This is a genomic window from Microbacterium sp. 13-71-7 (assembly GCF_002257455.1).
Classification (GTDB): Bacteria; Actinomycetota; Actinomycetes; order Actinomycetales; family Microbacteriaceae; genus Microbacterium.
In genome coordinates this window covers 1-16432 of sequence record NZ_NCKN01000078.1, presented here as the reverse complement: position 1 = coordinate 16432, position 16432 = coordinate 1, and the positions used below count along the sequence as shown (strand labels likewise).

The following is a 16432-nucleotide window of genomic DNA, read 5'->3' as shown; positions in this document are numbered from 1 at the left end:
CACGATCACGATCACGACGCGGAGCCCCACGAGCACCCGAACCCGCACGACGACGCGGCCCCGACCGACGATCATGCGGCCCACCCGCACTCGCATCCGCATCCGCATGGCGACGACCACGACCGCCCGCACTCGCATCCGCATCCGCATCCGCATGGCGACGACCACGACCACGACCGCCCGCACGCCGAGGCGCATGCCCATCCGCACCCCACCGACCCGCACGACCATGAGGATCACGCCCACGACCAGGGCGATCACGCCCACGGCGCCGGCGGCCACTCGCACGGACCCGGCGGCCACTCGCACGGCCCAGGCGAGCACGATCACGAGCACCCGACCGGGTTCAAGGGCTTCCTCTACGGCCTGTTCGTCCCGCACTCGCACGACGCCGCGGACTCCATCGACGACGCGCTCGAAGCGAGCCAGGAAGGCGTCCGGGCGCTGAAGATCAGCCTCGTCGGCCTCGGCATCACGGCGGCGCTGCAGGTCGTCGTCCTGATCATCAGCGGCTCGGTCGCGCTGCTGGCGGACACCATCCACAACTTCGCCGACGCGCTGACCTCGGTGCCGCTGTGGATCGCGTTCGTCCTCGGACGACGTGCGGCGACCCGCCGCTACACCTACGGCTTCGGCCGCGCGGAGGACCTCTCGGGCCTGTTCATCGTCGCGATGATCGCGCTGTCCTCGGTGCTGGCCGGCATCGAGGCGATCCGCCGGTTCTTCGAGCCCCAGCAGGTGACGAATCTCTGGTGGGTGTTCGCGGCCGGGGTGATCGGCTTCCTCGGCAACGAGCTCGTCGCCATCTACCGGATCCGCGTGGGCCGGAAGATCGGCTCCGCCGCGCTCGTCGCCGACGGGGTGCATGCCCGCACCGACGGGTTCACCTCGCTCGCGGTCGTCATCGGCGCGGTCGGCGTCATGCTCGGCTTCCCGCTGGCCGACCCGATCATCGGCCTGCTCATCTCGATCGCGATCCTCGTGCTGCTCATCGGCACGGTGCGCAGCATCGGCCGGCGACTGATGGACGGCATCGAACCGCAGTACGTCGACCGCGCCGAGGCGGCCCTCCGCGAGAGCCCTGGGGTGCTCGCGGTCAGCGAGCTCCGCATCCGCTGGGTCGGCCACCGGCTGCAGGCAGCCGCGAAGCTCACCGTCGCCGACGGTCCGCTGTCCCAGGCCCAGGAGGTCGCCCACCAGGCCGAGCACGCGCTCGAGCGGGCGCTGCCGAACGTCGATGTCGTCGAGTTGCGGACCAGCACCCGATGACCCTGGTCCCTCCGGTGCCCCGGTCGCGGTTCGTCGCGGTCGGCATCGGCGCGCTGATGCTGACCGGGAGCCTGCTGCTGGCGGCCGCGCCGGCGGCCGCCGATGCGGCGCTCGTGGACGCGGACCCCGGTGACGGCGAGGTGCTGACCACCGCACCGAGCCGCGTCACCCTCACCTTCAGCGGCGACCTGCTCCAGATGGGCGCGCACGCCCTGCAGGTCACCGGCCCCGACGGGCAGGACGTGACCGACGGCGACCTCGAGGTCGAGCCGACCACGATCGCCGTCCCGGTCGCGATCCCCGGCGACGGCGTCTACGACGTGGTCTGGCAGACCGTCGCCAAGGACGGCCACCCGGTCTCCGGCCGCTACCAGTTCGGCGTCGGCGAGGTCACGGTCACCCCCGGGGCCGCCGACGCGGGGGACGAGCATGCCGAGGACGAGCATGCCGAGGCGGCATCCGACGCCCCGTTCGGGTCGCCGCTGGCCGTCCCGATCATCGTCGGCGCGCTCGTGCTCGCCGCGCTCGCCGGGGCCGTCATCTGGGTGGTCCACGCCCGCGGCAAGCGTCCCTAGACCCACCCGCGGCACACCCGTGCCGCATCGCGCAGGACCTGGCACCGAACTGGAGGCGGCGGTGGCGATGAGCCGGACGAACGCGGCGGCGGCCCGCTCACGCCTGGAGCGGGTGACGATGCGGCGCGAGGTGCAGCGGGCCATCGTCAGCGTCGCCGGGCTGGTCGGCACACCGGTCGTCAACCCCTCCGGGCAGCGGGTCGGCAGCATCGTCGACGTCGTCGCCCGGCTGCACTCGGTCGACCGGTATCCGCCGATCACCGGCATGCTGGTGCGCATCGGCGCCCGGCGCAGCTTCCTCGCGGCCGACAACCTCGCGACCGTCGAGCACCGTCGGGTCACGCTGCGACGAGCGAGCATGGACCTCACCGACTTCCTGCGCCGACCCGGCGAGGTGCTGCTCGTCGAGGACCTGCTCGACCATCAGCTCATCGACGTCGACGGGCGACAAGTGATCCGCGCCGCGGATCTCTACCTGGCGCCGATCGGGCCGGCGGTGCGACTGGTGGGGGTCGATGTCAGCCTCGCGACCCTGCTGCGCCGGCTCGGACCGCGCGTCTGGCGTGGTCGCCCCACCCCCGATCGGGTCATCGACTGGGACGCCGTCTCCCCGTTCGGGGAGGCCGGCGCGCTCACACCCCCCTCGGTGCGACTGCGCGACCCGGACCGGCAGCTGCACCGGATGCGCGCCGCCGACCTCGCCGATCTGCTGGAGGACCTGGACCGGCGCGAGCGCCAGGCGCTGCTGGGCCAGCTGGACCCCGAGACCGCGGCGGACGCCCTGGAGGAGATGGAGCCCGACGAACTCGAGGCGCTGCTGCGCGAGGTCGAGCCGGAGCAGGCCGCCCAGCTGCTGGGCTCGATGGAGCCCGACGAGGCCGTCGACGCGCTGCGTGACCTGCGCGCCGGCGAGCGCGAGGACCTGCTGGGCCGGATGTCGGCGGACGTGCGTTCGAACCTGCAACGCCTGCTGCGCTACCCGGAGCGCCGCGCCGGCGGCTTCATGACCACCGTCCTCGCCCTCGCCACCCCGGCCGACACCGTCGGCACGGTCCGCGACCGGCTCACCGCGCTCGGCGAGCACCGGGCCGAGATCGACGCGGTCGCCGTCCTCGACGACGGCGGGGCGCTCATCGCCGACCTGTCCCTCTGGGACCTCCTCACCCACCCGGCCGCGACGACGATCGCGACCCTCATCCGCGATGAGCACCACGACCCCGCACCGGTCACCGTCGAGCCGATGGCGCCGCTGTGGGAGGTCGCCCAGCGCCTGGTGCGCACCCGCCGGCCCTCGGTGCTCGTCGTCGACGACGCCGGCGCGCCGGTGGGCCGCATCCTTGCCGACGATGTCCTCGACGCCCTCGGCACGACCCGCGGCCGCATCCGCCGGCGCCGGATGCTGCGATGAGCGAGCTCGACACCGCCAGCGTCCCGATCGCCCCCCGCCGCGCCGGCGCAGGCCTTCGCGGCCTGATCCAACGCATCCCCGGCGCACGGACCGTGCTGCTGTATGCCGGAAGCCTCGGCCCGGGGCTGATCGCGGCGAACGCGGGCAACGACGCCGCGGGCATCGTCACCTACGCCAGCGCTGGCAGCGAGTTCATCTACCGGACGCTGTTCTTCATGGTGCTGGTCACCATCGCCCTGGTCATCGTGCAGACGATGGCGGTCAAGCTCGGCGCGTACACCGGCAAGGGCCTGGCCGCGCTCATCCGGGAGCGCTTCAGCCTGCGCCTGACCGCGCTCGCCGTCGTCTGCCTGCTGCTGGCGAACACCGGCCTGGTGGTGGCCGAGTTCGCCGGCATCGGCGCCGCGGTCGAACTGCTCGGCGTCAACCGGTTCTGGGTGATCCCGCCGGCGGCGATCGGCATCTGGGCGCTGGTGGTCTTCGGCTCCTACCGCTACGCCGAACGGGTGTTCCTCATCCTCACCCTCGGGTTCCTCGCCTACCCCGTCGCCGTCGTCCTCGCCCATCCCGACTGGTCCCAGGTCGCCAGCAACCTCGTCATCCCGCACCTGTCGGCCGACTCCGCGTTCCTCCTCGTCGGCGTGGCCCTGATCGGCACGACCGTCAGCCCGTACATGCAGTTCTACGCTGCCGCCGGCGTCGTCGACCGCGGCGTGGGCCCGAGCGGATACCGGGCGGCCCGGTTCGACGCGATCTCCGGGGCGGTCTTCGCCTGCCTGATCAGCATGTGCATCATCATCGCCACCGGCGCCGCGATCGGCGGCAGCGGGCCGCTGCAGTCCGCCAGCGAGGCCGCCGAGGCGTTGCGCCCCGTGGTCGGCCCCGGCGCCGAGGCGCTGTTCGCCTTCGGCCTGATGGGCGCCAGCGCACTGGCCGCCGCGGTCGTGCCGCTGTCCAGCAGCTACGCGATCAGCGAAGCGGTCGGCGTCGAGCGATCCATCTCCCGCCGCTTCCGGGAGGCCCCGCTGTTCCTCGGCCTGTTCACCATCCAGGTCATCCTCGGCGCCACCATCGCCCTCACCCCGGTCAACCTCATCGGCCTGCTCATCGGCACCCAGGTGCTGCAGGGCCTGATCACCCCGATCATCCTGATCTACATCCTCATCCTCTCCAGCAGCCGCAAACTGCTGGGCGCCGCGGCCAACTCCCTCACGCTGCGGATCGTGGCGGGGGTCTTCGTCGCCGGCATCAGCGCCATGTCGCTGCTGCTGCTCGGCAACACGATCCTCGGATTCTTCGGACTGACATGACCTCGAAGGAGCCGCCCTCACGGTTGCAGATCGCCGCCGCTCTCATCACGCATCGCTACGACGTGCGGGCGACCGCGACTCAACTCGGCACCAGCCGACGCCGCGTTCGCACCGTCGGCCGGGCCTTGCGGCGGGCCATGGCGTCGCGCACCCGCCGCGATCCGCGCGCGATGCTCCTCGTAGTCGGCGAGAGCCTTGCGATCCTCAACCTCATGGCGAGCATCTGGGCCTTCGCCCGGCAGGACTTGCTTGTCTGCACGTTCACCGGCGCGATCGCCGTGCTGCTCACCGGGCTGTCCGTCGGCATCGCCCCCTCGCTTCGTGCCGCGGCACAACGCCGAAGCCGTCGCCCCGTGAACCGTCCAACCCGAAAGCAGAACCGATGACCGCCACCACCCCATCCGCCGCCCGCGTCCAACGGCTCAATCGGCTGCGCGCTGGGGTGCTGGGCGCCAACGACGGCATCGTCTCCGTCGCCACCGTCGTCGTCGGCGTCGCCAGCGCCACGGCCAGCGCCCCCGCGCTGCTGTCCGCCGGCGTCGCGGCGCTCGTCGGCGGCGCCGTGTCGATGGCGCTCGGCGAGTACGTCTCGGTTAGCAGCCAGCGCGACAGCCAACGCTCGGCCATCGACGAAGAGCGCGGCCACCTCGCGAGCGAGCCGGAACGCGAACTCGAGGAGCTCGCCGCTTCCTACCAGGCCCGCGGCCTGACCGAGGCCACCGCCCGGCAGGTCGCGAAGGAGCTCACCGCCCACGATGCCCTCGCCGCACACATCGACGTCGAGCACCGCCTCGCCGAGGACGAGGTCGTCAGCGCCTGGGGCGCTGCCTTCACTTCGGCGATCTCCTTCTTCGTCGGCGGGATCGTCCCGTTCCTGGCCATCTTGCTGCTGCCTGCGACGATCCGCATCCCGATCACCTTCGGCCTCGTACTCATCGCCCTCGCCGCCACCGGCTGGCTCGGCGCCCGCCTCGGCAACGCAAAGCCCGGCCGCGCCGCGATACGGGTCGTCATCGGCGGTACCATCGCCCTCGCCGCCACCTACGGGCTCGGCAGTCTGCTCGGTACCTCCGGCGGCTGACCTTAACCGCCGCTTGAGCTACAACTAATGAGACCGTCGCCTCTCCCTCAGTGAAGGAGAGCAGAGTCGCATCCGGACTTCACGACGAGCCTGTTCCACTCATATGTCGCTCCGTGGTGCCGATCACCCGCAAATCGACATCAGCCCCGCCCCCGAACTCCTCGCATCCTTCCCCACTCCTCCCCGCCGCCCAAGCCTCTTACCTTCCCAAACACACAAAGAATGGACGTATGCTACCTAAGACGGTGGCTAGCATATTAGTGTGAGGAGTGCGAGATGAAGGGCGGTGTGATCCTGTTTCGCGGCTCGGGCACGGACGCGCGCCGCTACCTGGAGTCGGACCGCTCGCGAGCGGATGAGTATTACCTCGAAGCCGGCACCGCGCTGGCGGAGTTCACCGCGGTCGACGGCCGGGGCGAGGTGATCGGCGAGCTTGGCCTGACCGCGGACGAGTACGCGCAGTGGGTGGACTGGGTGAACCCGCTGACCGGCGAGTCGATGGGCCGTCCCCGGTTGCCGGGGGAGGGCAAGCAGGGCAGTCCGCGGTTCGCGGAGATGGTCGTGAACGTCCCGAAGTCGCTGTCGATCGCCGCCGCGCTGCACCCGGAGGTCTCCGCGGCGCTGGATGCGGCGCAGCGCGACGCGGTGGTGGAGATCCGCTCCTGGCTGGGTCAGCACTCCGTCACCCGCGTCGGCCCGCGCGGGGGCCAGGAGGTGGTGCCGGTCGAGCAGCTGGAGACGGTCGCCGTCTCGCACAAGACCTCCCGCGCCGGCGACCCGCACCGGCACATCCACTTCCAGATCGGCACCCGCGTCTGGGCGGCCGGCGCCTGGCGGGGACTGGACACCGCAGCACTGTTCAAGCAGCAGGGCGCCATCCGCGCACTCGGCACCGCGGTCATCGCCGCGCACCCGGAACTCGCAGCAGTGCTCGAGGAGCACGGGCTCACCCTCGACCCGGTGACCGGGGAGGTGGCGGAGCTGACCCCGTGGAACGCGCTCATGTCCAAGCGGAGCGCGCAGGTGGCGCGCAACCTCGACAAGTTCACCGCGGAGTGGGAGGCGGCGCATCCGGGCGAGGAGCCGGGGCCGGTGGTGCGCGCCCGGTTGCAGGCGAAGGCGTGGGATCACGAGCGACCGCAGAAGAAGCCGTCGCAGCTCGGCAGCGAGGCCGGCTGGTTGCGGGAGTTGCAGGACGCCGGCTACACCCCGGACCTGCCGCGCGCCGGCGAGCCGCCGGTGCGCACGCTCGACGACCTGGCCGTGCAACGGGTCGCGTCGCGCGCACTGGACCGGTGCGCGGACAGCGCCTCGGCATGGACGGTGCACGACATCCAGGAGCACGTCACACGCCTGGTCACTGAAGCCGGCGTGCGTGCAACACCCGAGGCATTGCGCGAGTTCGTGACCATCACGACCCGGCTCGCGGCCGACGACTGCCTCTCGGTCCTGCCGCCTGACGCCCCGGCGCCGGAGCACGTCGCGCACCTGACGACGCTGCACGTCGTCGCCGTCGAGACGGCGCTGCGCGACGGGCTGGCCGCCCGCGCCACCGCCAGCACCCGCCTCGCCCCGGACATGGCCCGCCTGGCGCAGCAGGCCAGCCTCGACTCAGAGCAGGTGCAGGCCGCGGCCGCGATCGCCGGGACCGAACCGCTGGTGGTGGTCGAGGGCGCGGCCGGCGCCGGCAAGACCACCATGCTCGGTGCAGCCATCGCCACCGCCGCACGGGACGGCCGGGCAGTGCGAGTGGTGACGCCGACGAAGAAGGCCGCCGATGTCGCCGCGACCGAGCTCGGCGTGCCGACCGACAGCGTCGCCAAGCTCGTCCACGAGCACGGCTGGCGCTGGAACGCCGACGGCGTCTGGACTCGCCTGGCCGTCGGCGACGCCGACCCGCTGACGGGCGCGACCTATACCGGCCCCTCCGCCGAGGCGCAGCTCACCCGCGGGGAGCGGATCGTCGTCGACGAGGCCGGGATGCTCGACCAGGACACCGCCCTCGCCCTGCTGACTGTCGCCGACGAGCATGGTGCGAACCTCGCCCTGGTCGGTGACCGGGCGCAGCTCGCCGCGATCGGACGCGGCGGCGTACTTGACATCGCCGCGCAGCTCGCCCCACGGGTCTTCGACATGACCAGCGTGCACCGCTTCGCCGACCCCGACTACGCCGCCCTCACCGTGGACCTGCGCCGCGGGGAGCACCCCGCGCTGCTGTTCGACCGGCTGCACGCCCTCGGCCTGATCGTCCTGCACGACAGCGACGAGGACGTGCGGGAGGGGATCGCGCGGGACGCCCGCGATGGCGACGCGATCACGGTCGCCACCAACGACGAGGCGCGCGAGCTGAACGAGCGCATCCGCGATCAGCGGGTGCGCGCCGGCCTGGTCGACGACCAGCGCACGACCGTCGGCAGCGACGGCCTGCCGATCGGCCGGGGCGACATGATCCAGACCCGACACAACGACGCGGACGTCCAGGTGGCGAACCGGCAGACCTGGACCGTGCAGGCCGTCGGCGACGACGGGACGGTGTGGGCGACCGAGCAGGGCACCGGCCGGAAGCACCAGCGCACCGTGCAGCTGCCCGCCGAGTACGTGACCGAGCACACCCACCTCGCCTACGCCGCCACCGCCTACGGCGTGCAGGGCGCGACCGTCCCGGCCTCGCACACGGTCCTCTCCGACGCGCTCGACGCCGCCGGCGTCTACGTCGGCCTTACCCGTGGCCGCGAGGCAAACCGGCTCCACATCGTCGCTGCCGATCTCGACGACGCCCGCGAGCAGTTCGTCGCGGCGCTCGCTCGCGACCGCGCCGACCGCGGCCTGGCCGCCGCGACCCAGGCCGCTCGCGAAGCCGTCGCCGGCCTCACTGCCAACGGGCCGGTGCGGATGGTCAACGCCGAGCGCGCCCGCCTGGCCGAGCGGATCGACCGCGCCGATCGGGAGGCGCGTCGCTGGGAGAGCATCGTGGCCGCGCTGGACGACCAGGCGGCGCAGCAGCGGGGCGAGTCCGACGCGCAGCAGACGCTCCTCGCCGCCGCCGAGGCGGCCGCCGCTACGGTGCGAGCCGAGATCGCCGCGCCCCTCGTCGCGCAGGCCACGGCGGACGGCACCGCCTACCTCGACAGTCGCCGGAGCATGTGGGAGGCGACGGACGCCCATCGCACGGCGCGCGGGCTGCGCCAGCGCACCGCCGCCCGGCGCCTGCGCGATGTCACCGCCGAGCACCGCGGCGTCGAGACGGCCGCCCTACAACGGTGGGGCCGACTGCCGGAGAGTCCCGCGGCGATCGAGCCGTGGGCGCTCGAGGCGGCGCAGGCGGCCACGGATACCGTCCGGCGCGTGGTCGAGGCGCTCGACGAAGTCGAGGCCGTCCGGATGGCGCAGCAGCGCCTCGGCGCTCGCCAGGCCCAGGAGCGTGCGGACCTGCGCCGCCAGCTCCTCGGCAACCAGGCGCCCAGCAGCGCCCGGGCGCAGGCGGCACGATGGCGGGACCGGGGCGAGGCCGCCCGTCGCGAGCTCGCCGCTATCGAGGCGCTGCCGCCCGTGCAGGCCGCAGCGCGGATCCGCGCCCGCGCTGCGGCCTGCACGGGCCGAGCGCGAAGCCGCCGAGCGCGCCCTGGCCGAGCGCGACGCCCGCGCAGCCCAGCTCCACGACTTCACCCAGCGCGAACCCCGCCACGGCCCGACGCCGCCCGACCGGGGGATCGGGCGATAGTCGGCCTACCATCGCAGGCATGACCGAGCGCAGCACCCGACGGGTCGTCACGGTCCCCGACGTCGTGGGACTGCCGTTCCACATCGGCCGTGACATCGCCTCGAAGGCCGGGGTGACGCTGGCGAACCCCGACCCCGACGGCCCGCCGATCGGAGCACTGGCCTGGCCCGGCCTCTACTACATCGTGCGGCAGCACCCGGGTGCCGGCACGCAGCTGCGCGAGTGGGACTCCGTCGGCGTCGAGATCGTCAAGCACGGCAACGCCCCCGACCGCGAACCGGCGGCTCCGCGTCCCCACCCTCCCGTCGACGCCGCGCACGCGGCGCCCGAGACCTCGCAGCAGGTCGACCTGACCGGCGACTGAACTCCGTCCGGCCGGACATACCTATCGCTCGCGGGCGTATGCTCGCCCCGCCTGACCGGACCCTCGATCCTGCGAGACCGGAACGCCGCGCGCAAGCCGCAAGGGCATTGCGCGCGTCGCCCCGGCCCCGCAAATCAGCGGTTGTCCGGGCAGGCTGGGACGGCGACCCGCGGTGGTGTTGATTCAGCACCACCGGGCGGATGTCGGTGTCGGCGGGTAGAATCGAAGCACCGGAAGCAAGGTCCAGGAGGTGGCGTGATGGCAGTCAAGCAGGCATCGGCGGCGCGCGTGCAGCGCGACCTGACGGCGATCGCCGCCGGCCAGCGGATGGCCGGCGCGGAGCCGACCCCGGCCGACATGGACGCCGCCCGCGCCGTCCTCGAGCACCGCCTGACCGCCGACGAGGCCGTCAGCCAGCGCCTGGCCGACATCGACCGGGCCCACGGCATCAGCCGCTGACGCGGCCCGCGTCGTCTCGAGACGAGGATGCCGGACCGCTACACCTACCCGGACAGCGAAGTCCTGGTCAACCTCCCCGGCTACCGCGACCCCGCAGCCTGGCACGAGGCCGAGACCGCGCTCGTGCAGATCCGCATGGCGGAACTCACCGACCACCCGCTGCCCGGCGACTTCGGGCTCGACCACCTGCGCGCGATCCACCGGCACCTGACCCAAGACCTCTACATCTGGGGCGGGCAGCTTCGCGACACCGACACCGGACCCGCCGGCACCGGGCTGGCGCACTGCCGCCCGGAGTTCATCCCGGCCGAGGCTGAGCGCATCTTCGGCCGCCTCGCCGCCGAGCAGCGGCTCACCGGCCTGGACCGCGACGCCTTCGCCGGCCGGCTGTCCTGGGTGTGGGGCGAGACGACCGCGCTGCACCCGTTCCGGGACGTGAACACCCGCAGCCAGTTCGTGTTCTTCAACGACCTCGCCCGCCAGGCCGGCTGGGTCATCGACTGGCGACAGATCGACCCGCACGTCTTCGCCCACGCCCGCACCCTCGCCATCGCCCAGGACGAGCGCGGCATCGAGGCCCTCCTGCAGCCCGCCCTGCTGACCGTCGCCGACGCGGCCCGGCACGACGAGCTCGTCGACCACATGACCGAGATCCGACTCGAGCACCTCCGGCCTCGACCCGCGCGCCCCGTCACCGAGCTCGACGCCGACCTCCGCCGTGCGATCGAGGCACGCCGATCCCGGCTCGCACCGCCGGAGTCGTTCGGCCAAGACTCGCCGGTCTCGGGTATCCGAGAGCCGCCCTTGCTCGGGCTCTAAGCCCGACACCATCGGTCGGTCGTATAGTCGAACCGCGCGCCCCTGGAGGCTGCGCGAATCCGGCTCTCGAAGGGGCGGGGTCACCCAGCGGATTGACGCCATCAGGGGGCGGCGACGTGGCAACATCTTGGCAACGAACGCTGACGACGAGAACCTGCCGGACGCACTCGACGCACCGCGAACTCCCGTAAACACAGGCCAGTTCGGGGTCGAACACGCAGATCCCGCGATCCCGAACACCCTCTCACGGCGGTAACGCGGGTTCGAATCCCGCTGGGGTCACAGACAACACACGAAAGCCCTCGGTTCGCCGGGGGCTTTCGTCGTTCCCGGGATCGCGCGGCCGGACGCACGATCCGCGTCGCCCGGAGGCGACACGCCCCGTCGGGAATACGACGAACGATGACGCGCGTTGAGGAGCGGGGGAAACCCTCGACCTAGGCTGGAGAGATGCCCGTGAACGCAACGACCGACGCCGATTCCGCGGCGGCGCGTGCCGCCCATGACGAGTGGAGGGCCGCCCGTCTCGCCGCCGTGACGGCGCCTCAGGGGAACCTCGCCCTCATCGAGACGCGATGGCTGGATCCCGAGGACGCCACGACGCCCGAGGAGGCCTCCGCAGGCCTGCCGGACTCGGTCGTCGTGACCGGGCTGACCCGCCGCCACCTCACGACGGGGGAGCCGGAGCGGGGACTGCGGTTCTGGGACGCGGAGTCCCCGCGCAACCGCGAGTTCGAGGGCATCGCGACCTTCGACTACGACCCCGCCTGGCGGCTGACCGGGACGTTCACCCCCGTCGACGGCGGCCGTGCCGTGCCCTACGAGCACCTCCGCGACAACGGTCTCAGCCGCGAACTGCCCGTGCCGGGAGACCTCGCGGTCACGATCGACGGCACCGACTACGCGCTCGACGCGTTCGACGACGGCGGCACGCTGCTGCTCGTGTTCGCGGATCCGACGAACCGCACCGACGATCCCGAGACGCGCACCTACGGGCCGGGACGGTTCCTGTTCGTGCAGGACGACTCCGGCCTCGAGGGGACGCGCGACGTCGTGCTCGACTTCAACCGCGCCTTCGTGCCGCCCTGCGGCTTCTCCGACCAGTACAACTGCCCGCTGCCGCCGCTCTCCAACCGGATCACCACGCCGGTGCGCGCCGGCGAGCGCCTCCCTCTTCCCGACCAGCACTGAAGCCTCACGACCCGCACCGAAGCCTCCCGACCAGCAAGGACGATCCATGAAGTTCTCCCGCATCGCGGCACTCGCCGCCTCCCTGACCGTGGTGGCCGTACTCGCCACCGCGTGCTCCGGCGGCGCCGGATCGGCCGGCGGCACACCCGACGCGAATGCGACCATCCGGATCGGCTCGCTCTCGGCGCCGCTGAACCTGTCCAACGTCGACGCGGGTGGACAGGGCGTCACCGAGGCGCTGAACGGCAACGTGTACGAGGGGCTGTTCCAGCTCAGCGACGACGGCAAGGTCGTCAACCGCCTCGCCACCGACTACTCGGTCAGCGCCGACGGCCTCGCCTACACGGTCAAGCTGCGCAGCGGCGTGAAATTCCACTCCGGCAAGGCGCTGACCAGCGCCGATGTGAAGTCCTCGCTCGAGCGGGTGCTCTCCGACAGCTCGCAGTCCGCGCGCAAATCGCAGCTCGCGGTCGTCGACAGCGTCGAGACGCCCGACCCGGAGACCGTCGTCTTCCACCTCAAGTCGCGCTCGATCTCGTTCCCGTACAACCTCACCTACGTGTGGATCGTGAACACCGACGCCAAGGATCTGAAGACCGCCGAGGACGGCACGGGGCCGTACACGGTCGACCAGTTCAAGCGCGGCTCCTCGCTCACCCTGAAGCGCTTCTCCGGCTACTGGGGCACCGCGGCGAAGAGCAAGGAGGTCGACTTCACCTACTTCACCGACGCCTCCGCGCTCTCCAACGCGCTGCTGACCAACGCGGTCGACATCGTCACCCAGGTGCAGAGCCCCGACGCGCTCAAGCAGTTCACCGGCAACAAGGACTTCACGGTCTCCGAGAACACGTCCACGACGAAGGAGCTGCTGGCCTTCAACGACAAGGTCGCGCCGTTCGACGACAAGCGCGTGCGCAAGGCGATCACCCAGGCGATCGACAACAAGAAGCTGCTGGACTCGATCTGGGACGGCCGCGGCACGCTGATCGGATCCATGGTCCCGCCCACGGACCCCTGGTACGAGGACCTCACCTCGGTGAACCCCTACGACCCTGCGGCGGCGAAGTCTCTGCTCGCCGAGGCCGGGCAGTCCTCCCTCTCGTTCACGCTCGACACCCCGTCCTACGATCCGCACCCGGCGGTCGCGGAGTTCATCAAGTCGGAGCTGGCGAAGGTCGGCGTCACGGTGAAGATCAACACGATCTCCGAGGACCAGTGGTACACCAACGTCTTCCAGAAGAAGGACTTCGCGGCGACGCTGCAGGAGCACGTCAACGACCGCGACCTGGTCTGGTACGGCAACCCGAACTTCTACTGGGGCTATGACGACCCGCAGGTCGTGCAGTGGGTCGCCGACGCCGAGCAGGCGAGCAGCACCGACGAGCAGACCGCGATCCTCAAGAAGGTCAACACGCAGATCGCGGAGGACGCCGCGAGCGACTGGCTGTTCCTCGCCCCGCAGATCGTCGTCGCGTCGAGCTCGGTCAAGGGCTACCCTGTGCACGGGCTGAACTCGCAGTTCTTCGTGGCGGACATCGAGAAGACCGCGTGATCGCCGCCGCCACGCGGCACGGGCGGACAGGAGCGCGGTGACCCGATACCTCGTCCGGCGCCTGCTCTTCCTGGTGCTCTCGTTCCTGGTGGGGATGCTCGTCGTCTTCCTGCTGCTGCGGGTGCTCCCGGGCGACCCGGCGAACGCGCTCATCTCCGTGAACGCGACGCCGGAGCAGATCGCGGCGGCGAGGGCGCAGGTCGGATCCGACCAGCCGGTGATCGTGCAGCTGGGGTCATGGCTGTCCGGCCTGCTCCGCGGCGATCTGGGCACGTCCTTCACCTCGGGGGCTCCCGTCGCCGACGACATCGCCGCCCGCCTCGCGGTGACGCTGCCGCTCGCGCTCATCTCGTTCGTGATCGCGACCGTGCTGGGCGCCGTGATCGGCGTGGTCGCGGCGACGCGGGCGCGGAGCTGGTACGGGGCGCTGCTCGGCGCCGTGACCCAGCTGGGCATCGCCGTGCCGGTGTTCTGGGTCGGACTCCTGGTGGTCTGGCTGTTCGCGCTGACCCTGAGACTGCTGCCGTCGGGCGGCTTCCCGCGAGACGACTGGGCCGACCCCGGCGCGGCGTTCAGCGCGCTCGCGCTGCCGGTCATCACGATCGTGATCGTGATGAGCGCCTCGCTCGCACGCTACGTGCGCTCGGCGACGCTCGACGTCCTCGACTCCGACTACCTGCGCACGGCCCGTGCGCTGGGGGAGAGCAGGGCGGGCGCATTCTTCGCGCACGGGGTGCGCAACGCGGCCGTGCCGGTGATCTCGATCCTCGGTATCGAACTCGCGTCGACCCTTCTCGGCGCGGTGGTCGTCGAGTCGGTCTTCACGCTCCCCGGTCTCGGCGCGCTGCTCGTCAAGGCCGTCGGCGAGCACGACTACCCGAGCATCCAGGGCGTTCTCGTGGTCACCACGGCCCTGGTACTGCTCATCGGGTTCCTCGCCGACGTCGCCCAGCGCCTCGTCGATCCGCGCCTGCGGGGCAGCATCTCGGCGAGAGGGGGCCGGGCATGACCCGCTCCCTCCGACGCCGGGACGTCACTCTCACGATCGGGATCGTGATCCTCGCGGTGCTCGCTCTCGCGGCGCTCGTCTCCGTGTTCTGGACGCCGTTCCCGCTCGACGACACCTCCGGCGGGCGGCTCGTGCCGCCCGGCGGCGCACACCTGCTCGGCACGGACAAGCTGGGGCGCGATCTGTTCAGCCAGGTGCTCGCCGGCACGCGGATCGCGATGCTGGTCGGGCTCGGCGCGGTCGCCCTCGCGGCCGTCATCGGCTTCGTGCTCGGCACGGCCGCGGCGCTGCTGCCCGGCTGGGTCGACGACGCGGTCTCCTCTTTCCTCGACGTTCTGATCGCCTTCCCCACGCTCCTGCTCGCGATGCTGATCGTCGCGGCCCGCGGTCCCGGCCTCGACACGGCGATCGTCGCGATCGGGATCGCCGGATCCGCGGTCGTGTCCCGCTTCACGCGGATCCTCGTCAAGAGCGTCCTGTCGCGGAGCTTCGTCACGGCCGCGCGCACCTCCGGCGCACCCACGTGGGGCGTGCTCATCCGGCACGTGCTGCCGAACATCTGGCCCGCGCTGGTCGTGAACCTCGCGGTGCTCTTCGGTGGCGCGATCATGGCGGAGGCGTCGCTGTCTTACCTGGGCCTCGGCGTGCCGCCGCCGAACTCGTCGCTCGGGCGCCTGCTGCAGGAGGCGCAGGGCACGGTGCTGACCTCGCCGTGGGGCGCCGTCATCCCCGGAGCCGTGATCGCGCTGCTCGTGCTGGGCGCGAACGCGGTCGCGGACGGCCTGCGGGAGCGGTTCGATCCGACCAGGCGGGGGAGGAGCTGATGGGCGCGGCGCTTCAGGTGCGGGGCCTCCGCATCGTCACGGATGCGGGCTCGGAGCTCGTCCGGGACCTCGACTTCGACCTCGCGCCGGGTGAGCGGCTGGGGCTCGTCGGCGAGTCCGGATCCGGCAAGACGCTCACCGGACTCGCGCTGCTGGGCCTGCTGCCGTCCGGGCTCACGGCCGGCGGGTCGATCCGGCTCGACGGCACGGAGCTGATCGGCGCCGGCGAGCGGGTGCTGCAGCGGGTCCGCGGGTCGCGGATCGCCGCCGTCTTCCAGGATCCGTCGTCCGCGCTCGACCCGCTCATGCGAGTCGGCGATCAGATCGCCCGGCCGCTGCGGCGGCACCGCGGCCTGCAGGGCGCGGCGCTGCGTGCGGCCGTGCGTGCCGCCGCCGAGGAGGTGCGCCTGCCGGATGCGGAGCGGCTGCTGCGGCGCTACCCGTTCGAGCTCTCCGGCGGCCAGCGCCAGCGGGTCGCGATCGCGATGGCGCTCGCCTGCCGTCCCGACGTCCTCCTCGCGGACGAGCCGACCACGGCGCTCGACGTGACCGTCCAGGCCACCGTGCTGGAGCTGCTCGACGACGCGGTGCGCCGGCACGGGACTTCGCTCGTCTTCGTCTCGCACGATCTCGCCGTCGTCGCCGGGATCGCGGAGCGCGCGATCGTGCTGCGCCGCGGCGAGGCCGTCGAGGAGGGCCCGGCACGACGCATCGTGACGGCCCCCGAGCACGAATACACCCGCCGGCTGGTGACGGCCGCGCGGGAGCTGGAATCGGCGCTCGATCGCCTGAGCGGCGCCGGCCCCCGGACCGGCGGAGAGGGAGGCCGCGCATGAGCGCTCTGTTCACG

At 72.1% G+C, this 16432-nt stretch carries 15 protein-coding genes; all 15 read left to right on the top strand.

Annotated features, from left to right (window positions below; genetic code table 11):
• Positions 1-1269 (top strand): cation diffusion facilitator family transporter (locus tag B7X32_RS09515; protein WP_366246977.1); only part of this gene is annotated, 1269 nt, incomplete at its 5' end.
• Positions 1266-1844: a copper resistance CopC family protein gene (locus B7X32_RS09510; RefSeq protein ID WP_292718883.1), complete on the top strand. Its 579-nt coding sequence runs from the start codon at positions 1266-1268 to the stop codon at positions 1842-1844. The genes B7X32_RS09515 and B7X32_RS09510, both read left to right, overlap by 4 nt.
• 67 nt (positions 1845-1911) lie before the next feature.
• Positions 1912-3252, top strand: coding sequence for a CBS domain-containing protein (locus B7X32_RS09505; protein ID WP_292718881.1), 1341 nt, complete (start codon positions 1912-1914; stop codon positions 3250-3252).
• Positions 3249-4562: a divalent metal cation transporter gene (locus tag B7X32_RS09500; protein WP_292718879.1), complete on the top strand. Its 1314-nt coding sequence runs from the start codon at positions 3249-3251 to the stop codon at positions 4560-4562. Before B7X32_RS09505 ends, B7X32_RS09500 begins: the two co-directional genes overlap by 4 nt.
• Entirely contained in the window at positions 4559-4948 is a 390-nt protein-coding gene (locus B7X32_RS09495) for a hypothetical protein (protein WP_292718877.1), read from the top strand. The genes B7X32_RS09500 and B7X32_RS09495 overlap by 4 nt, the downstream gene beginning before the upstream one ends.
• On the top strand, positions 4945-5643 hold the full coding sequence (locus tag B7X32_RS09490) for a VIT family protein (RefSeq protein WP_292718875.1): 699 nt from the start codon (positions 4945-4947) through the stop codon (positions 5641-5643). The genes B7X32_RS09495 and B7X32_RS09490 overlap by 4 nt, the downstream gene beginning before the upstream one ends.
• A 276-nt stretch (positions 5644-5919) precedes the next feature.
• Positions 5920-9387 carry a MobF family relaxase gene (gene mobF, locus B7X32_RS09485; protein WP_292718873.1) on the top strand — a complete coding sequence of 1156 codons (3468 nt, stop codon included), beginning with the start codon at positions 5920-5922 and terminating at the stop codon, positions 9385-9387.
• Positions 9384-9728: a PASTA domain-containing protein gene (locus tag B7X32_RS09480; protein WP_292718870.1), complete on the top strand. Its 345-nt coding sequence runs from the start codon at positions 9384-9386 to the stop codon at positions 9726-9728. The genes mobF and B7X32_RS09480 overlap by 4 nt, the downstream gene beginning before the upstream one ends.
• Positions 9729-9983: 255 nt before the next feature.
• Entirely contained in the window at positions 9984-10187 is a 204-nt protein-coding gene (locus B7X32_RS09475) for a hypothetical protein (RefSeq protein WP_292718868.1), read from the top strand.
• Positions 10188-10214: 27 nt separating this feature from the next.
• Positions 10215-11006, top strand: coding sequence for a Fic family protein (locus B7X32_RS09470; RefSeq protein WP_292718866.1), 792 nt, complete (start codon positions 10215-10217; stop codon positions 11004-11006).
• A gap of 450 nt (positions 11007-11456) precedes the next feature.
• Positions 11457-12197 carry a DUF1684 domain-containing protein gene (locus B7X32_RS09465; protein WP_292718864.1) on the top strand — a complete coding sequence of 247 codons (741 nt, stop codon included), beginning with the start codon at positions 11457-11459 and terminating at the stop codon, positions 12195-12197.
• A 46-nt stretch (positions 12198-12243) separates the two neighbouring features.
• Positions 12244-13749 carry an ABC transporter substrate-binding protein gene (locus B7X32_RS09460; protein WP_292718861.1) on the top strand — a complete coding sequence of 502 codons (1506 nt, stop codon included), beginning with the start codon at positions 12244-12246 and terminating at the stop codon, positions 13747-13749.
• Between the two features lie 37 nt (positions 13750-13786).
• Positions 13787-14758 (top strand): ABC transporter permease, encoded by a 972-nt coding sequence (locus B7X32_RS09455; protein WP_292718859.1) that lies wholly within the window; start codon positions 13787-13789, stop codon positions 14756-14758.
• Positions 14755-15582 carry an ABC transporter permease gene (locus B7X32_RS09450; protein WP_292718857.1) on the top strand — a complete coding sequence of 276 codons (828 nt, stop codon included), beginning with the start codon at positions 14755-14757 and terminating at the stop codon, positions 15580-15582. Before B7X32_RS09455 ends, B7X32_RS09450 begins: the two co-directional genes overlap by 4 nt.
• On the top strand, positions 15582-16418 hold the full coding sequence (locus B7X32_RS09445; protein ID WP_292718855.1) for an ABC transporter ATP-binding protein: 837 nt from the start codon (positions 15582-15584) through the stop codon (positions 16416-16418). Before B7X32_RS09450 ends, B7X32_RS09445 begins: the two co-directional genes overlap by 1 nt.
• Positions 16419-16432 lie beyond the last annotated feature (14 nt).

Coding starts and splice junctions, on each gene's coding strand:
- B7X32_RS09510 (WP_292718883.1), top strand. CDS start 1,266: ATGACCCTGGTCCCTCCGGTGCCCCGGTCGCGGTTCGTCGCGGTCGGC.
- B7X32_RS09505 (WP_292718881.1), top strand. CDS start 1,912: ATGAGCCGGACGAACGCGGCGGCGGCCCGCTCACGCCTGGAGCGGGTG.
- B7X32_RS09500 (WP_292718879.1), top strand. CDS start 3,249: ATGAGCGAGCTCGACACCGCCAGCGTCCCGATCGCCCCCCGCCGCGCC.
- B7X32_RS09495 (WP_292718877.1), top strand. CDS start 4,559: ATGACCTCGAAGGAGCCGCCCTCACGGTTGCAGATCGCCGCCGCTCTC.
- B7X32_RS09490 (WP_292718875.1), top strand. CDS start 4,945: ATGACCGCCACCACCCCATCCGCCGCCCGCGTCCAACGGCTCAATCGG.
- mobF (WP_292718873.1), top strand. CDS start 5,920: ATGAAGGGCGGTGTGATCCTGTTTCGCGGCTCGGGCACGGACGCGCGC.
- B7X32_RS09480 (WP_292718870.1), top strand. CDS start 9,384: ATGACCGAGCGCAGCACCCGACGGGTCGTCACGGTCCCCGACGTCGTG.
- B7X32_RS09470 (WP_292718866.1), top strand. CDS start 10,215: ATGCCGGACCGCTACACCTACCCGGACAGCGAAGTCCTGGTCAACCTC.
- B7X32_RS09465 (WP_292718864.1), top strand. CDS start 11,457: ATGCCCGTGAACGCAACGACCGACGCCGATTCCGCGGCGGCGCGTGCC.
- B7X32_RS09460 (WP_292718861.1), top strand. CDS start 12,244: ATGAAGTTCTCCCGCATCGCGGCACTCGCCGCCTCCCTGACCGTGGTG.
- B7X32_RS09450 (WP_292718857.1), top strand. CDS start 14,755: ATGACCCGCTCCCTCCGACGCCGGGACGTCACTCTCACGATCGGGATC.
- B7X32_RS09445 (WP_292718855.1), top strand. CDS start 15,582: ATGGGCGCGGCGCTTCAGGTGCGGGGCCTCCGCATCGTCACGGATGCG.